Raw genomic sequence first — 20,097 nt, forward strand, 5'->3', positions numbered from 1 at the left:
TCACCCTTTTCTCTCCATTTTCACCAGCGGCACCCATTCGTCCTCTATCATCTTCTCGCCTGTGAGCTGAAAGCCATGGCGCTCATAGAAGGCTATGCCGCGTGTGTTGTATTCAAGTGCCCAGAGGTTGTCCGCACCGAACTCCTTAACGGCGAACTCCAGAAGCTCAGCGCCTATGCCGCTGTTCTGGAACTGAGGCTCCACATAGAGCTTCACCACCTCGGTGCCGCTTACGCGGATAATGCCCTTGACAACGCCCTCGTCATCATAGACATAGGTGTTTTGCAGCTCCTCGGAGCCCTCACAGTACTCCGCCGCCATATCCACCACGTTGAGCTCCCCGAAATAGAATGGGTCATTGCGGAAGAAGGGGTAGAAGTTCACGCGGTAGTTGGTTATGATTATTTCTGCGATACGGGAGGCATCGCAGGCTTTTGCGGGTCTTATCATTTGTTCATGCTGTCAACGGCATTTTCAACGTCAATGATTATCTTTGAGATATCCTCAGCGGAGAACTGTCCGCCGTACCATATCTCATGAGCCTTTACAGCCTGATATACCAGCATTGAAGCGCCGCCCACAGCGGTCTTGCCGAGAGCTCTTGCCTTTTTCATCAGCAGGGTCTCGGTGGGGTTATAGATAACGTCAAAGACGCTGAGGGAGTTCTCGATAACGGTATCGCTTACCGCGCAGGCGTCCACCTTGGGGTACATACCCACGGGAGTAGCGTTTATGAGCAGGTCATAGCTGCCCTCAAGTGTAGCTATATCGGCAATTCTCACGGAAGCATCGCTGCACTTTGCAAGTATCTCAGCCATGAGGAGCTGAGCGTTCTTTACGTCCTGAGGGATAACGGCGAGGGTGATGTTTCCGCCGTGGCGGGCGACCTCAATGGCTATCATCCTGCCGACACCGCCGCAGCCCAGAATAGCCACATTCCCGCCGATGGGGAGCAGCTCCGCAGAACGGAGGAAGCCGTCGCAGTCGGTGTTGTAGCCTGTGAGCCTGCCGCCGTCGTTGCTGATGCAGTTTACGGAGTTATAGCGCTGAGCGCTGTCTGCAAGCTCGTCCACCAGAGAGATGACAGCCTGCTTGTGGGGGATGGTCACGTTGAGACCGCGGAGGCTTTCAAGAAGTCCGCGGCTGCCTGCCATATCCTCGGGAGCTATATCTATGAGCTCGTAGGAGGTGTCGCTGAGTCCGCTGAGAGCGAAAAGCTTTTCGTGTATAAGAGGGGACATTGAGTGTCCCAGTGGGTGGCCTATGAGTGCGAATTTATTCATGATAATGCTCCTTCAAGGGTATCGATATCTTCAACATTTACAGCTGTCACGTCCTTGAGTGTCTTTTTTACCAGTCCTGTGAGAGTTCTTCCGGGTCCGAATTCAACGAATCTGTCTGCACCTGCCTCATGCATGGCAGCAAGCTCCGATGTAAAGCGGACAGGGGATACGATGTGCTTTGCAAGCAGCGAAGCCATATCCGAGAAATCCGTGAGCTCGCCGCCTGTCAGGTTGGAGTAGTACTTCACCTGAGGAGCTTTGAACTCGATAGTCTTTGCGGTCTCGTAGAACTTGTCCGCAGCAGGCTGCATAAGCTTTGAATGGAAAGCGCCTGCAACATTGAGGGGGATAACTCTTGCCTTCATACCTGCGAATACCTCGCTGACCTCGGCGATACCCTCGGGAGTTCCTGCGATAACGGTCTGCGTGGGGGAGTTGTAGTTTACTGCTGTGACATATTCCTTAGCCTCGCCGCAGACTCTTTCCACCTCCTCGGGCGCTATCTTCATGACAGCAGCCATAGCACCCTCTGCGGAAGCGGTAGCCTCCTCCATAGCGGCTGCTCTTGCCTTTATAAGGCGGAATGCGTCCTCAAGGGATATCATTCCCGAGGCGTACATAGCTGCGTACTCACCGAGGGAGTGACCTGCGACACCGTCAAAGGTGAAGCCCTTTGACTGAGCGGCTTTCAGGCACACGATGGAGGTCGCCATGACAGCGGGCTGGGAGTTGATGGTCCTCGACAGCTCGTCGAGAGGAGCATTGAAGCATATCTCCTTCAGGTCGCAGCCGAGTATTCCGGAACCTGTCTCGTATACGGAGAGGAGCTCGGGCATAGCCTCTGCTATATCCTTGCCCATTCCCTCGTACTGTGAGCCCTGTCCCGAAAATAGTGAAATTGTCATAATAATAAACATCCTTTCTGTGCGTTATATTCAATGTTATGGTGGAAATATCTTAATAATCGATTGCAAATTTGTGAGAAATGACGATATTTTGTCTTGAAATTGTCAAAGTGCCAAAATATCGTTGCAAAAAAACTCAAAATGATTTACAATATTATATGTGTGGTATTATGCCCGTTTGACGAAAAAGGTCATCGGACAGCCTGCCGACATTATTACTATAACACAATTTTTTGGTTTTTACAACCATATTTGCATATTTTTTAATTGCTAAGGAGTTATTAATGGGTATCAGCATTTTGGGAATGGGCAGATATGTGCCCGAGCAGATATTGACAAACGACGACTTCACCCGTTTTGTCGAGACCAACGACGAGTGGATAAGGACAAGAACGGGCATAACCGAGCGTCCGATGGCAGGCTGGGAGCCCACATGGTACATGGGAAAACAGGCTTCGCTGCGAGCAATAGAGGCAGCAGGGGTATCTCCCGAGGATATCGGACTGGTCATCTCGTGTACTGTCACCTCTGATTTTCTTACGCCCAGTATGGCAAGCGTTATCCAGCATGAGATAGGAGCACCGAATGCTGCTGCCTTTGACCTGAACGCAGCCTGCTCGGGCTTTGTGTATGCACTTGACACCGCAAGGCGCTTCCTCGAGACAGATGACTCGCTGAAATACGTCCTTGTAGTTGCAAATGAGGCGCTTTCACGCTTTCTTGACTTCTCCGACAGGTCGTCCTGCATACTCTTTGGCGACGGCGCTGCGGCAGCCATAGTCGAAAAGAGCGATAAGCTGTTTTCAGCGGCTCTCCGTTCACAGGGAAAGGATGCAAAGTATCTGTATGCAAGGTCACTGAATGTGGCTCCCGAGGTGGCTCAGGAAAGCGATTTCGCAGACCCCTTCCCCGAGGCTCCGCTGCATAAGCTCCAGCAGAACGGAAAAGAGGTCTACAAGTTTGCAACACAGGCTCTGGCAAGGTCCTTTGAGCTTGCGGCAGAAAAAATAAACATCACCAAGGACGACATAGACTGGTTCGTGCCCCATCAGGCGAACGTACGAATAATCGAGACCGCCGCCAAGAAGCTGGGAGTGCCTATGGATAAGTTCATAGTTACTCTCGACCATTACGGCAACACCTCCAGTGCCTCCATTCCTCTTGCGCTCTGTGAGGCGACAGAGAAAGGGATCATCAGGCGCGGACAGACAATAGCCATCATAGGCTTCGGAGCAGGTCTCACCTACGGCGGCATAATAATGGAATACTGATCTTCATAGCCGCCAGCCATCAGCTTATATAAAGGAGAACTAATATGAAAACACGCATTACCGAGCTTCTCGGCTGTGAATACCCCATCATACAGGGCGGTATGGCATGGGTAGCCGAGCACACACTTGCCTCAGCAGTTTCAAACGCAGGCGGTATAGGTCTTATCGCAGGCGGAAGCGCTCCCATCGACTATCTCCGTGAGCAGATACGTCTCTGCAAGGAAAAGACCGACAAGCCCTTCGGCGTGAACATCATGCTCATGAGCCCCAATGCCGACGACCTTGCACAGCTCTGTATCGACGAGGGCGTTAAGGTCATCACCACAGGTGCGGGTAATCCCGGCAAGTACATGGCTGCATGGAAGGATGCAGGCATAAAGGTGATGCCCGTTGTTCCCTCGGTAGCTCTTGCAAAGAGAATGGAGAAGTCCGGCGCCGATGCGGTCATCGCAGAGGGTACCGAGTCGGGCGGACATATCGGCGAGAACACCACAATGTGTCTTGTGCCGCAGGTAGTTGACGCGGTTGAGATACCCGTTATCGCAGCAGGCGGTATCGCTGACGGCAGAGGTATGGCAGCAGCCTTCATGCTGGGCGCAGAGGGCGTCCAGATAGGCACACGCTTCCTTGCTTCCGAGGAGTGTCAGATACACCCCACATTCAAGGAACTTGTCATCAAGGCGAAGGACACCGACAATATCGTAACAGGAAGATACACAGGTCACCCCTGCAGAAATATCAAGACCAAGTTCGCAAAGAAGCTGGCAACAGGCGAGAAGGATGGAACTCTCTCTCCCGAGGAGTTCGAGCAGCTCACAGTGGGCGCTCTCCGCAGAGCTGTTGTTGACGGCGATGTGGACAGCGGTTCCTTCCTCTGCGGAGCTATCTCGGGCATGGTGAATGAGATAAAGACCTGTGCCGACATAGTAAAGGAAATAAACGACGGCGCTGAAAAGCTCCTCGGCAGATAAAATAGTTACATTTGTAACTGCGGAAAGTGACATTTTTCCCGTTAACATCGTGGAAAAAGTGTGTTAAAATAGAGTATCACATTCGGATACCGAAAACGGAGGTAAATATTATGGCAACAGCAATAATCACAGGCGCTTCTCAGGGAATAGGCGCCTGCATCGCAAAAAGACTTGCAAAGGACGGCTTCGACGTAGTTATAAATCATTACCCCAGTGACAGCGATAAGGAAAAAGCTCTTGCAGTTGCAGAGGAGTGCCGCAGCTTCGGCGTAAAGGCTGAGTGCTATGCGGCTGATGTATCAAAATTCGACCAGTGCGAGGCTATGGTCAAGCAGATAAAGGCTGACTTCGGCACTATCGACGCACTTGTGAACAACGCAGGCATAACCAAGGATAAGCTCCTTGCCAGAATGAGCGAGGACGAGTATGACGCAGTTATCGCCGTAAATCAGAAAAGCGTTTATAACATGACAAAGCACGTTACAGCAGTTATGATGAAGCAGAGACACGGCAGGATAGTAAATGTGGCTTCTGTTGCGGGACTCTACGGAAATCCCGGACAGATGAACTACTCCGCTTCAAAGGCAGCCGTAATAGGCATGACAAAGACAGTAGCCAAGGAGTTCGGCTCACGCAATATCACCTGCAACGCCGTAGCTCCCGGACTTATAAGAACGCCCATGACGGACGTTCTCTCCGATGAATTAAAGGAAAAGATGATAGAGGCAGTAGCACTCAGACGCTACGGTGAGCCCGAGGAGATAGCTTCGGTAGTCTCCTTCCTCGTATCCGATGATGCTTCCTACGTTACAGGTCAGGTCATCGAGATATCGGGCGGACTTTCAATGTAATACTACCAACAGACGCAGCAGGGGACTTCCGTCCCACATCTACCACAGGAACAATAATAAAAAGCGAAAGGATAAAATATGAGCAGAAGAGTCGTTATCACAGGAATGGGAGCAGTCACTCCCCTCGGAACAGGCGTAGAAAAGTTCTGGGAAGGAATAAAGGCAAACAAGCTGGGGATATCATTCATAGATATGTTCGATACAGAGCGCACGGGCGTCAAGATAGCAGGAATAGTCCGCGACTTCAACGAGGAGGACTACTATGACGCCGAGGGCTGCTTCACCAAGAAGGAAGCCAAGCACATGGACACCTTTACAAAGTATGCTGTTATCGCTTCTCACGAGGCACTGACGGACGCAGCAACGGATTTCTCGGACCTTGACCCCTATAGAGTAGGCGTGCTGGTAGGCTCGGGAATAGGCGGCGTTGACCTCACTCTTTCCGAGTACAGCAAGTTCCTCCAGAAGGGACCCAGCAGAGTTTCCGCGTTCTACATTCCCATGATGATAAGCAATATGGCTGCAGGTACCATCTCCATGAAGACAGGCTTCAGGGGAGCTAATTTCGATATAACAACTGCCTGTGCATCTTCAACTCACTCCATAGGCGAAGCTTTTCGCAAGATAAAGGACGGCTACCTTGACGCCTGCCTTGCAGGAGGCACAGAGTCCACAAGAGTTGAGTTCACATTCGGCGGCTTTTCAAATATGAAGGCACTCACAAAGAGCGGCGACCTCACAAGGGCTTCCATCCCCTTCGACAAGGAGAGAAGCGGATTTGTCCTCGGTGAGGGAAGCGCTGTACTGGTGCTTGAGGAATACGAACACGCCAAGGCAAGAGGCGCAAAGATATACGCAGAGATAGCAGGTTACGGCGCTACCTGTGACGGATATCACATGACATCGCCCATGCCCGGCGGCGAGGCTGCTGCAAAGGGTATGCAGCTTGCAATGGAAGAAGCAGGTCTCAGGCCTGCGGATATAGATTACATCAATGCTCACGGCACATCAACAGGTCTCAACGACAAGTACGAGACGGCAGCTATAAAGCTTGCTCTGGGCGAGGAGGACGCAAGGAGAGTAAAGATAAGCTCCACAAAGTCCATGATAGGACATCTTCTCGGTGCCGCAGGAGCAGTTAAAAAAGTTGTATGCGCGAAATCCGTGCAGGAAGGATTCATACACGGAACAGTGGGGTATAAGGTCCCCGATGAGGAGTGCGACCTCGATTACTGCGGAAACGGCAATATCGAGCAGGAGGTCAATGCCGTCCTGTCCAACTCCCTCGGATTCGGCGGACACAACGCTACACTTTGCTTCAGAAAGGTAAAGGATTAAGGAGGATACTAAATGGAGAAGTTATACGGTCAGCTTGACCTTGAAACAATAGAGAAGCTTGCTGATATAATCAACAGGAAGGAGCTCTCGGAGCTCACTGTCACAAGCGGTGACAATACCATAACCCTCAAGGGCAAGAAGTGCGTACCGCCCATGCCCATGCCCGTAGTTGCGGCAGCTCCCGCTCAGGCTCAGTTCCCTGTGGAGAGCACCCTTGCCGAGAGTGAAGCTTCCATGGCAGAGGAGGTAAGCGGCAAGATAGTGAAATCGCCTATCGTAGGTACATTCTACTCTGCACCTTCACCCGATAAGCCGCCTTTTGTAAAGACAGGCGACGAGGTGAAGAAGGGCGACGTCATCATGATAATCGAGTCCATGAAGCTCATGAACGAGATACAGTCTGAGTTTGACGGCACAGTTGAGCAGATACTTGTGTCCGACGGTCAGGCGGTTGAGTATGACCAGCCCATAATGGTCATAAAGTAAAAAATGAAATACAGGTTCATCACGCAGGATATCATCGACGCGGGAAGCATAAATATAACTTCCCCCGAGATGTATTCGGAAGCCCGTGAATACAACATAGATGCAGGCAGAAACTATATCAGGCGCAGGAACAACCATATCGCTATGGCAATATGGTTCGGCGTACAGCCTTTGCTGGTCCTTTTTTGCATAGTGCTCCTTACGGGACTTACACAGCTCGATCAGGTGCATACGGGCAGGACCACCTCGAATGCAAGGATAATCGCAGCTGTTGTGGGCTTTATATCGTGGCTGCTCATCTACGGCTATTTCGTAGTCCTCAGGAAACAGCGCAGCGGACTCATGATGTTCCTGACATCACTTCCGCTTTTGCTGGTACACTGGTCATTTGCCGTTATCTGCATTGCCAACTTCGTCATCGGAAAATGGTACACCGGCTGGGAGAAAAAGCTCTCCGAAAGGGCAGGCTATCCCGGGTTCACACAGCTTGCCATAACCACCATCGACAGCGAGGCAAATACAGTTGAGGAGCTCACCTTTGAAAACATCAGGGAGAGAGCCGTGACTATGCACAGGCATGACGGTACATTCCTGAAATAGGAGCAGGCTATGGAATACAGATATATCACACAGGAGATCATCGACTCGGGCGGCAGGAATATCACTTCCCCCGAGATGTTCGAGGAAGCCCGTCAATATAATATCGAAGCGACAAAGAACCTTACAAGGCGACAGAGGGCGCATTCGCTTTTCAATATCTGGATGATAGTGCAGTTCATATACCTTTTCTACAAGGTATTCAGCATACTTACAGATACTACCATGAAGCAGTTCGGCGACGGGAGCTACACTCCCGACATTCTGGTATGGCTTGGAGTCGCAGGCTTTTTCGGGTATATCGGGCTTATAATATGGTTCGTGTTCCTGAAGCACTGCCGCAACAAGTTCATCATCGCGCTGATATCCCTGACGGTGATAGCAGTTTCGTGGAGGCTCTGGCTCATACCCGTGGTGAATTTCCTTGTGACATGGTACTACGAGTACGTCGAGAACGAGCTTTCAAAGGAGCTTGGCTACCCGTCATTCACTCAGCTCAATATCACCACATTCAACAGCTATGCAGGCAGCGTGGATAACATTACATTTGACAGTATACGCGAGAAAGCCAGACGGGATCACCCTCATGACGGTGAGTTCCTGTGATATACAGACCGCTCCCGAAGCGAGAGGGAGCATATTATAACGGAGGACTTTGATATGTCAGATATACTTATGAATAAAGAGCAGATCATGGAAATAATCCCCCACCGCGACCCTTTCCTTCTCATCGACGAGATCGTTGACATGGAGGTAGGCGTAAAGGTACACGCAAGGAAGTACATAAAGGAGGAGGACTTCTGGTTCAAGGGGCACTTCCCCGGATATCCTGTTACTCCCGGCGTTCTCATGGTGGAGATGCTGGCACAGGCAGGTGCGGTATGTATGCTCTCAAAGCCCGAATTCAAGGGCAAGATCGGACTTTTCGGCGGCATAGACAAGGCTAAGTTCCGCAGACAGGTAGTTCCCGGCGACGTTCTCGACCTTGAGGTGGAGATCATCCGTCAGCGCGGACCCGTGGGCACAGGAAAGGCTCTTGCCTCGGTAGGCGGCGAAAAGGCTGTATCATGCGAGATAACCTTTGTAGTTACAGACAATAAATAATCCATACAGGAGATAATATAGATGTTCAGAAAAGTTCTTATCGCCAACAGAGGCGAGATAGCTGTACGAATAATAAGAGCGTGCAGGGAGCTGAGCATACGAAGCGTGGCGGTTTATTCCACCGCTGACCGCACATCGCTCCATGCACAGATAGCCGACGAGGCTGTATGCATCGGTCCTGCGGCGACCAAGGACAGCTACCTCAATATGAACGCAATAATACAGGCGGCACTGAATACAGGCGCCGATGCTATACACCCGGGCTTCGGATTTCTGTCCGAGAACGCAGAATTTGCAAAGCTCTGCGAGGCGAACGGAATAGTTTTCATCGGTCCGTCATATAAGTCAATAGAGATGCTCGGCGACAAGGCAGCCGCAAAGGAGACCATGGCAGCAGCAGGCGTTCCCGTTATCCCCGGCTCAAAGGGCGCCGTGAAGTCTCTGGAGGAGGCTCGCAGCATTGCCGACAAGGCAGGCTATCCCGTACTGGTAAAGGCTTCCGCAGGCGGCGGCGGACGCGGCATACGCCGTGTTGACAGCCCCGAGGAGCTTGAGGCACAGATGACAGCCGCTCAGCAGGAGGCTAAGAATTTCTTCGGTGACGATGCGGTATATATCGAGAAATTCCTTATCAATCCACACCATGTGGAGATACAGATAATAGCCGACAAGCACGGCAACTATATCCACCTCTGCGAGCGCGACTGCTCCATGCAGCGCCGCAACCAGAAGATGCTGGAGGAATGCCCCAGCCCCATAGTTGACGAGAAGCTCCGCGCAAAGATGGGCGCAGCAGCAGTTACAGCTGCAAAGGAGTGCGGCTACTACAACGCAGGAACCATCGAGTTCCTTGTGGACGAGAACCGCGACTTCTACTTCATGGAAATGAACACGAGAATACAGGTCGAGCACCCCATTACCGAGGAGGTAACAGGCTTTGACCTTGTAAAGGCACAGATAGAGATAGCCGACGGCAAGCCTCTTGAGATAAAGCAGGAGGACGTTACCATGCGCGGTCACGCTATCGAGTGCAGAATAAACGCAGAAAATCCCGACAAGGGCTTCCGTCCGTCACCGGGTACCATTACGGCACTTTATATGCCAGGCGGCCCCGGAATAAGAATAGACGGCGCAGTATATCAGGGCTACACCATCACCCCTTACTATGATTCGATGATAAGCAAGCTTATCGCACACGGCTCTGACAGAGAGGACGCCATAAACAAGATGAGATGGGCACTTTCGGAGTTCATCGTTGAGGGCGTTGACACCAATATAGACTTCCAGCTGGAGATAATCAGAAATGCCGATTTCAAGGCAGGAAAGTACGATATCGGCTTCCTTGGCAGGTTCATGGAAGAAAAGAAGAAATAATCGGGAATGTGGTGAACGTAATTGTTTGAAGATTTTTTTAACGTTGTAAAAAAGCGCTGGGGCGACGGCGAAGAGGAATACAAGCCGCCTATGTTCAAATGTCCCCGCTGTCAGGGCACAAGCCCCCTTTCCAAGTATGAGGAGCTCCACAGAGTATGCCCTAAGTGCAGCTACCACGGAAGACTTTCCTCTCAGGAGCGTATAGCCATAACCGTTGACAAGGAGAGCTTTAAGGAGTTCAACGGCAATCTTCGCGGCGCAGACCCCCTTGACTTCCCCGACTATAAGGAGAAGCAGGCAGAGCTCCGCGGAAGCACGGGACTCAGCGAGGCTGTCATCACAGGTACAGCTACCATAAAAGGCTCGCCCGTGGTCATCGGCATAATGGACTCACGCTTCATGATGGGTTCTATGGGAAGCGTAGTGGGCGAGAAGATAACAAGAGCCTTTGAGTACGCCACAGAGCACAAGCTCCCCGTGATAATGTTCACGGCTTCGGGCGGCGCCCGTATGCAGGAGGGCATAGTTTCCCTTATGCAGATGGCAAAGACCTCGGGAGCAGTAAAGCTCCACAGCGAGGCAGGCGGACTTTATATATCAGTAATGACAGACCCCACCACAGGCGGCGTTACAGCCAGCTTTGCGTCGCTGGGCGATATAATCATAGCCGAGCCCAAGGTGCTCATAGGCTTTGCGGGCAGACGAGTTATCGAGGGAACTATCAAGCAGAGACTTCCCGAGGACTTCCAGCTTGCAGAGTTCATGTACGAAAAGGGCTTTGTGGATATGATAGTAGAGCGCAGAAAGCTCAGGAGCGTGCTGTCGCACCTGCTGAAGCTTCACGGATTTTACCCTAAGGAGGCGTGAGTATGGACGAGAAGAGAACAGCGTGGGAACGCCTTCAGCTCATACACACCAAGGGCAGACCCACTATCAAGGACTATATCCCCCAGATATTCACAGACTGGTACGAAATGCACGGCGACCGCCTTTTCGGTGACGACAGAGCCATTATCGGCGGACTTGCCCGTCTTGACGGCGAGCCTGTTACAATAATCGCAGAGGTCAAGGGCAGGGATATCAACGAGAACAAGATATGCAACTTCGCAATGCCTCATCCCGAGGGCTACAGAAAGGCTCTCAGGATAGCAAGACAGGCTGAGAAGTTCCACCGCCCCATAATCTGCTTCATCGACACTCCGGGAGCATTCTGCGGAGTTGCGGCTGAGGAGCGCGGACAGGGCGAGGCTATCGCAAAGAATATCGCTGAGTTCATGACTCTCCGCACACCTATCGTTTCCATCGTCCTCGGTGAGGGCGGAAGCGGCGGAGCCCTTGCACTTGGCGTGTGCGACGAGCTTGCAATGCTTGAAAATGCGGAATATTCCGTATTATCGCCAAGAGGATTCGCAAGCATTCTCTGGAAGGACGCTTCACGCGAGCAGGAAGCCAGCGAGCTTATGAAGATAACTGCCGAGGATATGGTGCGTCTGGGCGTGGCAGAAGCCATAATCGAGGAGCCTCTCGGCGGCGCACATAACGATTTAGACAAAATTTCAGAAAATATACACGAATATTTGTCACAGAAAATTCCGGAAAAATGCAAAAAAGATATTGACGTTTTGCTTAAAGAACGCTATACTAAATTTAGAAAAATCGGAGCGTTCACGGAATGAGCCGATTTTGAGAAAAAATAAAGAAAATGGAGGATCAAATAATGATTTTTGAAAAACTCAAAGATATTATTGCAGAACAGCTCAGTGTGGAGGCAGACGAAGTAAAGATGGATTCCAATATCCAGGACGATCTCGGCGCAGATTCACTTGACGTTGTTGACCTCATCACAACTATCGAGGATGAATTCGATATCTCTATCCCCGATGAGGCTGTAGAAGAGATCAAGACAGTAGGCGACATCGTTAATTACGTAGAGAAGAATACAGACGCTGAATAAGTATAGTAAAAGCTCCCCCGATGAAAATCGGGGGATTTTTTTGTTTGCCTTGTCAAACGTCAAAGTTGTTGCCTGACGTAAAATACCACTTGCAATTAATGCTTTACCGTGGTATAATATAGGTTGTAGGATTTTTCACAATAGAGTCAAGAGGATAATTATGAAAAATATCAAGATAATCACAGGCCATTACGGAAGCGGAAAGACAAACTTCTCTGTAAACCTTGCGGTAAAAGCCGCAGCAGAGGGCAAGTCCGCTGCCATAGTTGACCTTGACATAGTAAACCCTTATTTCCGTACCGCGGATTTCAAGGATCTCTTCGAGGAAAAGGGCATAAGACTTATCGCTCCCGATTTTGCAAGGAGCAATCTGGATATCCCCTCAATACAGTTCGACGTTGTTGAGCTGGCAATGGATGAGGACTGCCTTATAATAGATGTGGGCGGCGATGACGCTGGCGCTGTTGCGCTGGGACGTTATGCCGAGGCATTGGAGCAGTTCAGGGACAATATCGAGATGTACTACGTCATCAATCAGCGCCGCTACCTCACCAATACGGCTGAGGAGGTCACAAAGCTGATGTATGAGATAGAGGCTGCTGCCCGTATGAAGCATACGGCAATAGTCAACAACACCAATCTCGGCGTGGAGACAAGCCTTGAGATAATCGAGGAGTCACGCAGCTTCGCCGAGGAAACATCGAGGTTAACGGGGCTTCCCGTTATCTATACCGTATATCCCGAGGATATCGCCCCGCTTTCGGATAAGCAGGACGTCTTCCCCGCAAAGATATATGTAAAGCCCGTCTGGGGCTGAGCAAGAATGCATAATTCATAATGCATAATGCATAATTGTCGGAAAAACGGCATTCCGTATATTTTCCCGTCAGCATTGATTATGAATTATGAATTGTGAATTATGAATTAATCTGAAAGGAGCGAAGGGTGTATGGAGAAGATGACAGTTATCACCGAGCGCTGCAAGGGCTGCGGACTGTGTACAGCTGCCTGTCCCAAGAAGATTGTTGTTCTTCAGAAGGAGCATCGTAACAAGAAGGGATATTTCTATGCGGAATGTACCGACCAGTCAGCTTGTATAAGCTGTGCAATGTGCGCGACTATGTGTCCCGACTGCGCTATCGTTATTCAAAAATGATCATTATTTTGTGAAAGGAGCTGTTCAGCTTTGGAAAGAAATCTTATGAAGGGTAACGAAGCGCTGGCAGAGGCTGCTATCAGAGCAGGCTGTAAATGCTTCTTCGGCTATCCGATCACTCCTCAGACAGAGCTTGCCGCTTATATGGCAAAGCGTATGCATAAGGCAGGCGGCGTATTCTTACAGGCAGAGTCCGAGATCGCTGCTATAAATATGGTACTGGGCGCAGCATCAACAGGCGTCCGTGCAATGACATCATCATCATCACCCGGAATCTCACTCAAGAGCGAGGGCGTTTCCTATATCGCAGGTTCCGACCTTCCAGCAGTTATCATCAACGTAGAGAGAGGCGGCCCCGGTCTGGGCGGTATCCAGCCCTCACAGGCTGACTACTGGCAGGCTACTAAGGCTCTCGGCCACGGCGACTTCCAGCTTCTGGTATACGCTCCCGCTTCCGTACAGGAAATGGTAGACTACGTTGTAAAGGCATTCGACCGTGCTGATAAGTACCGTATGCCCGCAATGATCCTCGCAGACGGACTCCTCGGACAGATGATGGAGCCTGTTACATTCCCTGAGATCAATCCCGACGCTTATGATAAGAGCGGCTGGGCTGCAAACGGCCACAAGATGAAGAGAGAGCACCACATCATCAATTCGCTCTACCTCAAGCCCGATGAGCTGGAGAACTCCATCATCGAACGTTATAAGAGATACGATATCATCAAGGAGACAGAGACAGAGGCTGAGCTCTACCTCACAGAGGACTGCGACATTCTCGTATGTGCATTCGGCGCAACAGCAAGAGTCGTAAAGTCTGCTGTAAACGATGCAAGAGCACAGGGCATCAAGGCAGGTCTCTTCCGTCCCAAGACACTGTGGCCCTTCCCCGTAAAGGAGATCAACGAGGCTGCAAAGAGCGCTAAGAAGCTTCTCAGCGTAGAGATGTCAATGGGTCAGATGGTAGACGATATCAGACTTGCTATCAACTGCTCAAAGCCTGTAGAGTTCTTCGGAAGAACAGGCGGCGTTATCCCCACACCTGCTGAGGTACTGGGCGAGATCAAGAGAATGGGAGGTGCCCTCTGATGGCTGTAGTATTTGAAAGACCCAAGTCGCTCATCGACGTTCCTACACATTACTGCCCCGGCTGTACTCACGGTATAGTTCACAGAATACTCTGTGAGGTCATCGACGAAATGGGTATCGAGGGCGATACTATCGGAGTATGTCCTGTTGGCTGCTCTGTAATGGCATATGATTACTTCAACTGTGATATGATCGAGGCTGCACACGGACGTGCTCCGGCAGTTGCAACAGGCGTTAAGCGTACAAACCCCGATAAGTTCGTATTCACATATCAGGGCGACGGCGACCTTGCAGCTATCGGTACTGCCGAGACTGTTCACGTTGCTACAAGAGGCGAGAATATCGTCGTTATCTTCATCAACAACACTATTTACGGCATGACAGGCGGACAGATGGCTCCTACCACACTCCCCGGTCAGGTAACACAGACAACTCCCTTCGGAAGAAGCCCCGAGCTTGCAGGCTACCCCGTAAAGGTATGTGAGATGCTCTCAACACTGACAGGTACTGCTTATGCAGAGCGTGTTGCAGTTGACAGCGTTCCCCACATCAAGGCTGCAAAGAAGGCTATCCGCAAGGCATTCGAGAACCAGAAGGCAGGCAAGGGCTTCTCTATCGTAGAGGTACTGTCAACTTGTCCTACAAACTGGGGTCTTGCACCTCTTGACGCTATCAAGAGACTTCAGGACGAAATGATCCCCTACTATCCTCTCGGCGTTTACAAGGACGTTGACGAGGGAGTATTCCCCAAGACAGAAGGAGGTAATGAGTAATGGCAACCACAGAGATCCTTCTTGCAGGCTTCGGCGGACAGGGTATCCTTTTCGCAGGAAAGATACTTGCATACTGCGGACTTATGGACAATAAGGAGCTTTCATGGCTCCCTTCATACGGTCCCGAGATGAGAGGCGGTACCTGTAACTGTTCAGTTACCATCTCCGATGATCCTATCGGTTCGCCCCTCGTTCTCACACCTCACCTCCTCATCGCAATGAACCAGCCTTCATTCGACAAGTTTGTAAGCTGTGTACGTCCCGGAGGAAAGGTATTCTTCGACAGCACAATGATCGAGCCCGAGACAGACAGAACAGACATCGAGCTGTACGGTATTCCCTCACAGCAGATGGCTGACGACAACCAGCTCAAGGGCGGATCAAACATCATTCTCCTCGGAAAGCTTCTGAAGGAGACAAATATCTGCTCACTCGAGACAATGCAGAAGGCTATCGAGAAGGTAGTACCGCCCAAAAAGGCAGCACTCATTCCCAATAACTTCAAGGCTATCGAGCTTGGCATGAACGCATAATAAAAAGGCTATCGGCTTTAAGAGTGACACTCATATAGAAGTTTTACGAGTGATATTGAGGGAAACCCTTTTGAGAAAGGGTTCTCCCTCAAACTCCCTTCCTAAAACTTTTAGCATTAAATTTAGCCCATACAGGGCGCTCCACAAGATGTGGAAACCAGTAATTTACTGGGAGCGCCCTGTATGGGCTAAATTCAGTTATAAAGTCTTTGGAAAAGGGGTTCGGGGAAAGAACCTTTCCTCAGAAAGGTTTTTCCCCGATAATTACCTATAAACCTTTATAAGAGTGCTGCTTTTACCGATAGCCTTTTTTGCAGGGGGCGGCGGAGCGCCGTATGAGACGCTCCGACTATCAACTTTTAACTTTCAACTCTCAACTTACATAAACAGTCCCACAAGGAAAGCCGCTCCCGAGGCAGCCAGAGCCACCACGATAAGGGGCATCTCGAAGAACGCCAGAGCCACAGCCACGGCAGTTCCCGCAATGGCTGTCCACATATTATGGGTGGTGTAGAAGATGGCAGGAATGGTCATGGCGCTGAGGACCGCATAGGGGATATAGTACAGAAAGCTGCGGAAGAACCGCGACTTTATCTTCTTGCGGAAGAAGGTGAAGGGGATCATTCGTATGAGGTAGGTGACGCCTGCCATAACGAAGATGTAAACAGCTATACTCATTCTTCAGCCTCCTCGTCCTTAACGGGGAATATGAAGGCAGCCGCAGCTGAGGCTGCAACAGCTGAGATGATTATAGCGAAGCCGTCACTGACCATAGGCAGGCAGTACCTGAACACCACGCTGAGGGCAGCTGCCATGGCGATGACAAAGAGGACGCTGTGCTGCTTTTTTGCAGGGGGGATGATGATAGCGATGAACATTCCGTAGAGGACTATCTCCATAGCCTTGCTGACGGATAAGGGGAGCAGCTCGCCTGCTGCCGCACCAAGAGCCGTGCCCGTGACCCACCCCACAGCGGCAATTAGTATCATGCCGTACATATAAGCAGGGGTCAGCGGAGTTTTCTGTGCGGAGCACACTGCGAATATCTCGTCGGTTATGCCGTATGAAGCCATGAGCCTGTGAGGAGTGGTAAAGCGCTTGTCCAGCTTCTGAGAAAGGGACAGCGCCATGAGTGAATATCTTATATTTATGGTGAGCTGGAGCAGTATCATCTCGATGATAGTGCCGCCTGCTGCGATAACGTCGATGCCTGCCTTCTGACCTGCGGACGTTAGGTTGGACGCGGAAATTATTGACGCCTGAAATACCGAGAGACCTGCCTTGCTGACGGCGAGGATGCCGAAGCCGAAGGATACTGAGAGGTATCCGAGGCAGATAGGTATACCGTGGGACATACCGCGCAAGAAATTGTTTTTCAAGTTTATACCTCCGATTTGAGGGACTGTTTTATTTGTCCGACAACTTTACCATTATAACACAATCGGCAATTTCAGTCAATAGTCCGACAGTCTGCGCCCGTAATATAAAGGTATCTCAGGAGGATATAACGAAAAAGGGACGCCGATGGCGTCCCGTCTAAGAACTATGTACAATGCCGTCACTTGAAACGGCTCTTGAAGCCTGCCTTGTCCAGAGCGGAGCCTGCTGCGACGTACAGCGCGGTGCTGGCGGCTATCTGCACAAGATAGGACGGAGTCTGTGTAAAAGCAGCGATAAGACCTGCGGCTGAGAGCCCTTTCGTGATAACAAAGCCCTCATAGAGACTGTATCCCACAACGCAGATGATGAACGAGGGGATTATGGCAAGGAGATTTCGCTTTGTGACTATCTTATCGCTCTTGTTTGAAAAGAACATGGCTGTCAGAGCCTTGATGATAACGGTGGCAGGTATCCATATGGGATAGCCCGAGAGCCCGTCCGCGAGAGCTCCGCCGATAATTCCCGAGGCAATGGCATAGGGCATGGGGAGTATACTTGCTGAGAGGTAGATGAGACCGTCGCCTGCGTGGGTATAGCCCGAGCCCGTAGGCACATGGATATAGGCTGTAAAGACGAATATCAGTGCGGAAAAAAGTCCTGTCACGACTATCCTTTTCAGCTTTTCGGAAGATTTTGCGTGAGTCATAGCCATACCTCCTTAATGTATACAAGACCCATATGTTTTTTGGATTTTCATTATTATAGCATTGACGCGGAACAAATTCAAGAGCTTTTTTCAACAAATATTGCAAACGCGAAAGGGCACAAAATAGGACAGATAACGTATAATCCCCGCCTATACCGCGCAATAGGAAAGGAGCAGTGAGGGCTGACCCTGACTGCTCCCTGCTTATTATCTGTGGTGACTGCTGTGGCTGATGCTTCCGCCGTGGGAGTGGCCTCCTCCGCCGCCTCCTCCGCGGGAACCTCCTCCGCCCGACGAGCTTTCGATCCTGTGCTTGGTAACATAAGAACGAATGAGCACATCGGAGTTATCGATGAAATGAACATCATTATTATTGAGGTAGATGCTGGGGTTTGTCTTGTTCTTGAACTTATATCTGCCCTTTGTACAGAGAAAGATGATAAGGGCGGTAAGTCCGCCTACGGCTTCAGCGGCAATGCATATCAGAAGCTTCCTTAAAGGCGGCTTGCTCTTGGTGATATAGGTCTTGCCGTTTCTGTAATAGGTATAGGTGGGGACGTTTGCTGTGGCGTCGTAATAGGGCTCAGATGCACGGGATTCGCTGTAATTCGTCTCCAGAAGGGAGCAGAAGTGCTCTACTGCATTGGTGATATGCTCGGGATAAACGGGGCCGTATGAGGGCGGCAGATACTCGTCCAGAGCATAGAAGATATTCTGGCAGATATCCTCTGTATAGACCAGTGAAGCCTTGCCGCTCTTTGCGATATCATCGCAGGCGGGGGATTTTCCCGAAATGTCGATATAGTACAGCAGACCGTCGGTAAATTCGCCGAAGGTATCGTTGTACTTGTTGGCGGTAAAATCTCTTACGTCGTCATCGGTGTAGTACTTCTTTGTGGAGTCGGGAAGGAAGATGAGGATATTGAGGTCCAGCTTTGCCGAGGTCTCCCTGACGATCTTGCTCAGCCTTTCCAGCTCGGCAGGGTCATCTCTGAAGATGCCGTTTTCGTCGGTGACACCGGATGATGATGAGTCGGAGTAGCCCTTATACAGGTTCTTTGAATTGGTATGGAAGGCGAAGAAGTAATCCAGCAGGGCAAGACCTGCGATAACGCCTATTATGATAATAAGTGTGCTGAGCACACTGCCTTTTCTTTTCATCAGAATATGCCACCTCCCACAACAATAATGATTGCGGAAAGAGCGGCGCCTATGGCAGCACAGAGCAGTCCCAGCCTGCCCTTTGAGAGGGGAGGAGTACCTGCCAGCTTGCCTGTCTGACCGTTTATGGCAAATTCATATATCTTGTCCTTATACTTGTATGACATGAACCAAACGGGCAGAAGTGTATACCTCCAGTCCGTATTGGAGATGTTATACTGTTCGGAGGAGGGGATAATGCTGCTGTATCCGCTTATAGTCGACCTCACATAGGCGCTGCACGCCTGATTGGAGCGTACACGGATACGCGGAAAGACCGCTGCCTTGTCCACGTCGTATTTATCGGCATAGAAGCCGCTGAGGTAGGACATTGAGAAGTCCTTGAGCTCGCGGTAGTCGTAGGGCTCGATAGCCTCCATGAGCAGGTCCTCTATCTTTGTCTCGCCGTCTGCGGGTATGCCCTTTGTGAGCATTCCGCCCACACGGGTGATGCGGAACTCCTTTGTCTCGGTATAGCTGTAATTGCCCGATACCCAGTGGCGGAGCTTCTTTCCTATGGCGCGGACGTCCACGTTCACATGGCAGTCAGCCAGCCAGAAGGGGACGTAGAGACCTGTCAGCTTTTCCAGCTGCTGCTGCGATTTAAAGTCTTTCGGCACGAACCAGCGCTTGCCCACCCACTTCTTGAAGCAGGCTATGGCGTTATCTCTTGTGAGCTTGAAGCCTATTACCTTGTCGGGCTTGAAATCTCCGCCCATTTTTCCTGCTAAAATAACGGGATTGTGGCAATAATAACAGAAGGTGGCTGTAAGCTGGTCGTCAGCCATTATCTCCGCACCGCAGCTCTTGCAGCGGTAGAGGTGAGTATGGTTGGCGAAGTCCTCCTGAACCTGAACAGCTTCCTGAGGGATACTGTTTTCCGTGGTGGCACATAACTTTTTTATCTCATCGACCGTAAACGCACTGAGACAATATTCACACTCCAGCTTCTGGCTTGTGGGATTGAACTTCAGGTCTGCGTTACAGTTCGGGCATTTGTATTCAACTGATTCCAAAAAACCAACTCCTTTGCGCGGCGCTTGGCTTTACCCCGAAAAAACAAGCAGAGCGCAGCGAATAATTTCTATATCATGTGTCGGATGATATCCGATAAATATATTTTACC

Annotated in this window: 25 protein-coding genes; 17 read left to right on the forward strand and 8 right to left on the reverse strand. The window is 50.6% G+C overall.

Annotation, left to right across the window (positions count from 1 at the left end):
* From DSZ37_RS14700 to fabD, 3 genes are read right to left on the reverse strand one after another with little or no spacing between them, the layout of a single operon-like run.
* Complete coding sequence (locus DSZ37_RS14700) at positions 1 to 450, reverse strand: GNAT family N-acetyltransferase (protein ID WP_109727632.1); 450 nt, start codon at positions 448 to 450, stop codon at positions 1 to 3.
* Positions 447 to 1,283, reverse strand: a complete 837-nt coding sequence (locus DSZ37_RS14705; RefSeq protein WP_109727633.1) for a shikimate dehydrogenase family protein — start codon at positions 1,281 to 1,283, stop codon at positions 447 to 449. The genes DSZ37_RS14700 and DSZ37_RS14705 overlap by 4 nt, the downstream gene beginning before the upstream one ends.
* Positions 1,280 to 2,188, reverse strand: a complete 909-nt coding sequence (fabD, locus tag DSZ37_RS14710) for an ACP S-malonyltransferase (protein WP_109727634.1) — start codon at positions 2,186 to 2,188, stop codon at positions 1,280 to 1,282. The genes DSZ37_RS14705 and fabD overlap by 4 nt, the downstream gene beginning before the upstream one ends.
* 284 nt (positions 2,189 to 2,472) lie before the next feature.
* Here fabD and DSZ37_RS14715 point away from each other — a divergent pair, with 284 nt between their 5' ends.
* From DSZ37_RS14715 to DSZ37_RS14795, 17 genes are all read left to right on the forward strand, one after another.
* Positions 2,473 to 3,459, forward strand: coding sequence for a beta-ketoacyl-ACP synthase III (locus DSZ37_RS14715; RefSeq protein WP_109727635.1), 987 nt, complete (start codon positions 2,473 to 2,475; stop codon positions 3,457 to 3,459).
* Positions 3,460 to 3,503: 44 nt separating this feature from the next.
* On the forward strand, positions 3,504 to 4,430 hold the full coding sequence (gene fabK / locus DSZ37_RS14720; protein WP_109727636.1) for an enoyl-[acyl-carrier-protein] reductase FabK: 927 nt from the start codon (positions 3,504 to 3,506) through the stop codon (positions 4,428 to 4,430).
* Between the two features lie 110 nt (positions 4,431 to 4,540).
* Complete coding sequence (fabG, locus tag DSZ37_RS14725) at positions 4,541 to 5,281, forward strand: 3-oxoacyl-[acyl-carrier-protein] reductase (protein WP_109727637.1); 741 nt, start codon at positions 4,541 to 4,543, stop codon at positions 5,279 to 5,281.
* A 78-nt stretch (positions 5,282 to 5,359) separates the two neighbouring features.
* Positions 5,360 to 6,619: a beta-ketoacyl-ACP synthase II gene (gene fabF / locus DSZ37_RS14730; RefSeq protein ID WP_109727638.1), complete on the forward strand. Its 1,260-nt coding sequence runs from the start codon at positions 5,360 to 5,362 to the stop codon at positions 6,617 to 6,619.
* Positions 6,620 to 6,631: 12 nt separating this feature from the next.
* On the forward strand, positions 6,632 to 7,105 hold the full coding sequence (gene accB, locus DSZ37_RS14735; RefSeq protein WP_109727639.1) for an acetyl-CoA carboxylase biotin carboxyl carrier protein: 474 nt from the start codon (positions 6,632 to 6,634) through the stop codon (positions 7,103 to 7,105).
* Between the two features lie 3 nt (positions 7,106 to 7,108).
* Positions 7,109 to 7,705, forward strand: coding sequence for a hypothetical protein (locus tag DSZ37_RS14740; protein ID WP_109727640.1), 597 nt, complete (start codon positions 7,109 to 7,111; stop codon positions 7,703 to 7,705).
* 9 nt (positions 7,706 to 7,714) lie between these two features.
* The gene (locus tag DSZ37_RS14745) at positions 7,715 to 8,308 is read left to right on the forward strand and encodes a hypothetical protein (RefSeq protein ID WP_109727641.1); all 594 of its coding nucleotides are present in this window, start codon (positions 7,715 to 7,717) and stop codon (positions 8,306 to 8,308) included.
* Between the two features lie 54 nt (positions 8,309 to 8,362).
* Positions 8,363 to 8,806, forward strand: a complete 444-nt coding sequence (gene fabZ / locus DSZ37_RS14750; RefSeq protein ID WP_109727642.1) for a 3-hydroxyacyl-ACP dehydratase FabZ — start codon at positions 8,363 to 8,365, stop codon at positions 8,804 to 8,806.
* A gap of 21 nt (positions 8,807 to 8,827) precedes the next feature.
* A complete protein-coding gene (gene accC, locus DSZ37_RS14755; protein WP_109727643.1) occupies positions 8,828 to 10,180 on the forward strand; it encodes an acetyl-CoA carboxylase biotin carboxylase subunit in 1,353 nt (450 codons plus the stop codon).
* Between the two features lie 21 nt (positions 10,181 to 10,201).
* Positions 10,202 to 11,047 carry an acetyl-CoA carboxylase, carboxyltransferase subunit beta gene (gene accD, locus DSZ37_RS14760; protein ID WP_109727644.1) on the forward strand — a complete coding sequence of 282 codons (846 nt, stop codon included), beginning with the start codon at positions 10,202 to 10,204 and terminating at the stop codon, positions 11,045 to 11,047.
* Between the two features lie 2 nt (positions 11,048 to 11,049).
* Positions 11,050 to 11,856, forward strand: a complete 807-nt coding sequence (locus DSZ37_RS14765; protein ID WP_109727645.1) for an acetyl-CoA carboxylase carboxyltransferase subunit alpha — start codon at positions 11,050 to 11,052, stop codon at positions 11,854 to 11,856.
* A 41-nt stretch (positions 11,857 to 11,897) separates the two neighbouring features.
* The gene (acpP, locus tag DSZ37_RS14770) at positions 11,898 to 12,134 is read left to right on the forward strand and encodes an acyl carrier protein (RefSeq protein WP_109727646.1); all 237 of its coding nucleotides are present in this window, start codon (positions 11,898 to 11,900) and stop codon (positions 12,132 to 12,134) included.
* 160 nt (positions 12,135 to 12,294) lie between these two features.
* The gene (locus DSZ37_RS14775; RefSeq protein ID WP_109727647.1) at positions 12,295 to 12,951 is read left to right on the forward strand and encodes a cobalamin biosynthesis protein CobQ; all 657 of its coding nucleotides are present in this window, start codon (positions 12,295 to 12,297) and stop codon (positions 12,949 to 12,951) included.
* Between the two features lie 132 nt (positions 12,952 to 13,083).
* Entirely contained in the window at positions 13,084 to 13,290 is a 207-nt protein-coding gene (locus DSZ37_RS14780) for a 4Fe-4S dicluster domain-containing protein (RefSeq protein ID WP_019680241.1), read from the forward strand.
* Positions 13,291 to 13,335: 45 nt separating this feature from the next.
* Positions 13,336 to 14,379, forward strand: coding sequence for a 3-methyl-2-oxobutanoate dehydrogenase subunit VorB (locus DSZ37_RS14785; protein ID WP_037297119.1), 1,044 nt, complete (start codon positions 13,336 to 13,338; stop codon positions 14,377 to 14,379).
* Positions 14,379 to 15,152 carry a thiamine pyrophosphate-dependent enzyme gene (locus DSZ37_RS14790; protein ID WP_109727648.1) on the forward strand — a complete coding sequence of 258 codons (774 nt, stop codon included), beginning with the start codon at positions 14,379 to 14,381 and terminating at the stop codon, positions 15,150 to 15,152. The genes DSZ37_RS14785 and DSZ37_RS14790 overlap by 1 nt, the downstream gene beginning before the upstream one ends.
* Positions 15,152 to 15,685 carry a 2-oxoacid:acceptor oxidoreductase family protein gene (locus DSZ37_RS14795; protein ID WP_028519822.1) on the forward strand — a complete coding sequence of 178 codons (534 nt, stop codon included), beginning with the start codon at positions 15,152 to 15,154 and terminating at the stop codon, positions 15,683 to 15,685. Before DSZ37_RS14790 ends, DSZ37_RS14795 begins: the two co-directional genes overlap by 1 nt.
* Positions 15,686 to 16,063: 378 nt before the next feature.
* Here the strand turns inward: DSZ37_RS14795 and DSZ37_RS14800 are convergent, their stop codons facing one another.
* The 5 genes from DSZ37_RS14800 to DSZ37_RS14820 all read right to left on the reverse strand — a co-directional run bounded on the left by DSZ37_RS14800 (position 16,064) and on the right by DSZ37_RS14820 (position 19,987).
* A complete protein-coding gene (locus DSZ37_RS14800) occupies positions 16,064 to 16,363 on the reverse strand; it encodes an AzlD domain-containing protein (RefSeq protein WP_109727649.1) in 300 nt (99 codons plus the stop codon).
* Positions 16,360 to 17,064 carry an AzlC family ABC transporter permease gene (locus tag DSZ37_RS14805; protein ID WP_173329119.1) on the reverse strand — a complete coding sequence of 235 codons (705 nt, stop codon included), beginning with the start codon at positions 17,062 to 17,064 and terminating at the stop codon, positions 16,360 to 16,362. The genes DSZ37_RS14800 and DSZ37_RS14805 overlap by 4 nt, the downstream gene beginning before the upstream one ends.
* A 179-nt stretch (positions 17,065 to 17,243) precedes the next feature.
* On the reverse strand, positions 17,244 to 17,771 hold the full coding sequence (locus DSZ37_RS14810; protein WP_109727650.1) for a TIGR04002 family protein: 528 nt from the start codon (positions 17,769 to 17,771) through the stop codon (positions 17,244 to 17,246).
* 207 nt (positions 17,772 to 17,978) lie between these two features.
* Positions 17,979 to 18,932: a hypothetical protein gene (locus DSZ37_RS14815; protein WP_109727651.1), complete on the reverse strand. Its 954-nt coding sequence runs from the start codon at positions 18,930 to 18,932 to the stop codon at positions 17,979 to 17,981.
* The gene (locus DSZ37_RS14820) at positions 18,932 to 19,987 is read right to left on the reverse strand and encodes a hypothetical protein (protein ID WP_109727652.1); all 1,056 of its coding nucleotides are present in this window, start codon (positions 19,985 to 19,987) and stop codon (positions 18,932 to 18,934) included. The genes DSZ37_RS14815 and DSZ37_RS14820 overlap by 1 nt, the downstream gene beginning before the upstream one ends.
* Positions 19,988 to 20,097: the final 110 nt, after the last annotated feature.

The sequence above is a fragment of the Ruminococcus flavefaciens genome, from assembly GCF_900116855.1.
Lineage (GTDB): Bacteria > Bacillota > Clostridia > Oscillospirales > Ruminococcaceae > Ruminococcus > Ruminococcus flavefaciens_R.